The sequence below is a fragment of the Micromonospora sp. 4G55 genome (assembly GCF_016803375.1).
Genome location: NZ_JAEVHN010000631.1, coordinates 1 through 3,517, shown reverse-complemented (window position 1 = coordinate 3,517; position 3,517 = coordinate 1). Strand labels below are relative to the sequence as shown.

Sequence of the window (3,517 nt, the reverse complement as noted above, 5' to 3'; positions counted from 1 at the left end):
CGGTGGACGTGTCGTTGGGCAGCCCGACCGCGGCCCGGACCAGGTCGGCCAGCGGGGCGAGCCGACGCCGCTCGCCGAAGGCGGCGCAGCGGACGGAGAGCACCCGGGCGCCGGTGTGCGCGGCGTACCGGCCGGCGCCGACGTCGTAGCCGGCCGCGAGGCGTTCCACCTCGGCGGCGAAGCGGGACTTGCCGATCCCCGCCTCGGCGGTCATCAGCAGCACCCGGGGCTCGCTCCGGTCGATCACCTCGGCGAGCCGGCCGGCGACCCGGCCGATCTCGGTCTCCCGGCCCACGAACGGCGCCTCGTCACCGAGGCCCGAGCGGGTACCCGGGGCGTCCAGGAGCCCCAGCAGCTCGTACGCCTCGACCGGCTCACGCTTGCCCTTGAGTCGCAGCGGGCGCAGCGCCCGCCAGGAGGCGACGTGCCGGGTGGCGGCGGAGGTGCGGGCGCCGCCGTAGACCGCGCCGACGGCGGCGGCGTCGGCGAGCCGGGCGGCGGTGTTCACCGTGTCGCCGATGACGGTGTACTCGATCGCCGCCTGGATGCCGGCGATCACGTCGCCGGTGTTCAGGCCGACCCGCAGGCCGAGCGGCGCGCCGCCGCCCCGCTCGTCGTCGAGCACCCGGCGGACCGCCCGCTGCATGGACAGCGCGGCACGGACCGCTCGTTCGGCGTCGTCCTCGTGCGCGACCGGCGCGCCGAAAACCGCCATGATGCCGTCGCCGGTGAGCTTGTCGACGTGGCCGCCGAAGGTCTTGACCGCTCCGGCGAGCGCGGCGAGCACCCGGTCGGTGACCGCGCCGACCCGTTCCGGGTCCAGGTCCTCCGACCAGGAGGTGAAATCGGACAGGTCGCCGAAGAGCACGGTGACGACCCGCCGCTCGGCGGCGGGCAGGGTCGCGGCGGCCGGCAGCGCGGCGCCGCAGTTGTGGCAGAAGCGGGCGCCGGGCACGGCGACGGTGCCGCACACGGGGCAGGTCACGGCTGCTTCAACTCCGTGACCCCGGTGCCGGATTCCCGGGCGGCGACCCCGAGGTACTCCAGTTGGGCTCGGACCGACCATTCGGCGGCCCACCAGAGCGACCGGTCGACGTCGGCGTAGACCCGGGCGACCACCTCGGGCGCGGTGGTCGCGCCGGCCTCGACCGCCGCGCGGACCTGGTCGAGCCGGGCCCGCCGGTGGGCCAGGTAGAACTCCGCCGCCGCGCCGCAGTCGGCCAGTGCCGGACCGTGCCCGGGCAGCGCCGGGATCCCCCGGTACGCGGAGAGCAGTTCGAGGCTGGCGAGGTAGTCGCCGAGGTGCCCGTCGGGGTGGGCGACCACGGTGGTGCCCCGGCCGAGGATGGTGTCGCCGGTGAGCACGACCCGCTCGTCGCCGTGTTCGGCAAGGAAGCAGACCGAGTCGGCGGTGTGCCCGGGGGTCGGCACCAGGCGGACGGTGAAGCCGGCGGCCTCCACCGGAGCGTCCGGGGTCAGCGGCGCGGCGCCGATGGTGTGCGCCGGGTCGGCGGCCCGCACGGCGGCCCCGTCGAGCAGTTCGGCGAGGCGGGCGGAGCCCTCGGTGTGGTCGGGGTGCCCGTGGGTGATCAGCACCGAGCCGACCGGGCCCTGTGCGGCGATCCGGCCCAGGTGGCCCTCGTCCGCCGGTCCGGGGTCGACCACCACGGCGGGCGCGCCCGGGGCGGCGCGCAGCACCCAGGTGTTCGTCCCGTCCAGCGTCATCGGCCCGGGGTTGGGCGCCCGCAACAGGGTCACCCAGCCGGGCAGCCCGTCCGCGAGCGCGGCCACCGGCCCCGTCACATGCCCGCCCATGGCTGCGATCGTACGACCCTGCCCGCCACTCCCCGCGATCTTGCAGCTTCGGCCGATGGTTTGTGGCCGTTCGCGGCTTTCAGCAGCCACGGAACCGCAGGATCGCGGGGAGCGGGCGGTGCGGTCAGGCGACCTCGACGATGACCTCGACCTCGACCGGGGCGTCGAGCGGCAGTTCGGCGACGCCGACGGCGGAGCGGGCGTGCCGGCCGGCCTCGCCGAAGACCGCGCCGAAGAGGTCCGAGGCGCCGTTGATCACGCCGGGCTGGCCGGTGAACCCGGACGCGCTCGCGACGAAGCCGGTCAGCTTCACGATCTTGACGACGTTCTCCAGGCCGACCAGCGCGTCGACCGCCGCGAGGGCGTTCAGCGCGCACCGCTCGGCGAGGTCCTTGGCCTGCTCGGCGGAGACGCCGGCGCCGACCTTGCCGGTGGCGAGCAGCTTGCCCTCGGCGATCGGCAGCTGGCCGGAGACGTAGACGTGCTGGCCGGACTGCACCGCCGGCACGTAACTGGCCACCGGCGGCACGACCTCGGGCAGGGCCAGCCCGAGTTCCGCCAGCTTGGCGTGAGGCCCGTTGCTCATGCCCGTCAGCCCTTCGGACGCTTCAGGTAGGCGACCAGCTGGTCCGGGTTCGGGCCGGGGACCACGGCGACCAACTCCCAGCCGTCCTCGCCCCAGTTGTCGAGGATCTGCTTGGTCGCGTGGACCAGCAGCGGGACCGTGGCGTATTCCCACTTCTGCATCGGTGGAAGGCTCCCTTGCCTGGCGTGGACTGGTTTCCAGGCACAGCCTACGGTTTGGGCGTCGGCCGGGGCGCGGGACGCTGCTCGGGGGCGGTCGGCACCTCCCCGCACGGGCCCTCGTGGTCGTACGGCTGGGGGCAGCGGGACTTGTCGGGCAGCAGCAGGTCGCAGAAGACGCGGTGCCGGTTGTTCTGGTCGTCGACGGTCGAGACGGTGGTCTCCCCGGCGTCCAACTCGGGCAGGAAGCCCAGCGAGACCGCCACCGTGCCGGCCAGCGCGGTGGCCGCCGACAGGTCGGCCACCCGGATCGGCAGGTGGATGACGTAGCCGGGCTCGTCCTCGTCCCGCCCGCCCGCGCGGTTGAGGATGCGCAGCACCTCGTTCGGCTCGGCGCACCGGCGGTACGACCGCTCGTTCACCGGGAGACCGCCGAGCGGCCCGTCCGCGTCCCCCCGGTCGGCGAGCCGGCCCGCCCGGTCGCCGGGCGGGAACTGGGCTCGAGCGATGTTGTCCGCGTCGCGCATGTACTGCCTCCGGGCCTCAAACCATGAACTGACCGCCGTCCGGACCGGACCCACCGCCCGACCCGCTCCCCCGCCGGCACGAACGTAGGACCGCAGCCCGGACGGCCACAACGGGACGCGCATGGTTGATCACTTGAAGTCACATATGCGACACATGCCCCGTCCAGAACGTGACGACGCCGGCCTTCGGCTCGTGAACGGTGCGCCGCGGAAGGACCCGTCGACCGCTACCCTTCTGCCTCGGACGGGCGAGCGACGTCGCCCGCCGCGCCCGAACCCTCTTCCCCGCCCAACGGCGGCGAGGACGCCCATCCCCCGGGTGACCCAGATGACCCAACCGCCGAACGACGGAGCGACCGGATCGCCGGCCACCCCCGCGCCGGTCGACACCACCCCCGACGAGCCCGGGCCGGGCGCCATCCCGCCGCCCC

Annotated in this window: 5 protein-coding genes; all 5 read right to left on the bottom strand. The window is 74.9% G+C overall.

The window, feature by feature from the left end; translation table 11 throughout:
* The coding region (locus JNW89_RS31335) for an adenylate/guanylate cyclase domain-containing protein (RefSeq protein ID WP_309140045.1) at window positions 1–985 on the bottom strand (985 nt) is incomplete at its 3' end.
* On the bottom strand, window positions 982–1,815 hold the full coding sequence (locus tag JNW89_RS31330) for an MBL fold metallo-hydrolase (protein ID WP_238451642.1): 834 nt from the start codon (window positions 1,813–1,815) through the stop codon (window positions 982–984). The genes JNW89_RS31335 and JNW89_RS31330, both read right to left, overlap by 4 nt.
* A 124-nt stretch (window positions 1,816–1,939) precedes the next feature.
* The gene (locus tag JNW89_RS31325) at window positions 1,940–2,401 is read right to left on the bottom strand and encodes a RidA family protein (RefSeq protein ID WP_154941322.1); all 462 of its coding nucleotides are present in this window, start codon (window positions 2,399–2,401) and stop codon (window positions 1,940–1,942) included.
* Window positions 2,402–2,406: 5 nt separating this feature from the next.
* On the bottom strand, window positions 2,407–2,562 hold the full coding sequence (locus JNW89_RS31320; RefSeq protein WP_088959894.1) for a hypothetical protein: 156 nt from the start codon (window positions 2,560–2,562) through the stop codon (window positions 2,407–2,409).
* 47 nt (window positions 2,563–2,609) lie between these two features.
* The gene (locus JNW89_RS31315) at window positions 2,610–3,086 is read right to left on the bottom strand and encodes a hypothetical protein (RefSeq protein WP_238451643.1); all 477 of its coding nucleotides are present in this window, start codon (window positions 3,084–3,086) and stop codon (window positions 2,610–2,612) included.
* Between the last annotated feature and the right edge of the window lie 431 nt (window positions 3,087–3,517).

Bases quoted from the DNA above. Each gene is read 5' to 3' on its own strand.
- JNW89_RS31330 (WP_238451642.1), bottom strand. From the start codon at position 1,815: ATGGGCGGGCATGTGACGGGGCCGGTGGCCGCGCTCGCGGACGGGCTG.
- JNW89_RS31325 (WP_154941322.1), bottom strand. From the start codon at position 2,401: ATGAGCAACGGGCCTCACGCCAAGCTGGCGGAACTCGGGCTGGCCCTG.
- JNW89_RS31320 (WP_088959894.1), bottom strand. From the start codon at position 2,562: ATGCAGAAGTGGGAATACGCCACGGTCCCGCTGCTGGTCCACGCGACC.
- JNW89_RS31315 (WP_238451643.1), bottom strand. From the start codon at position 3,086: ATGCGCGACGCGGACAACATCGCTCGAGCCCAGTTCCCGCCCGGCGAC.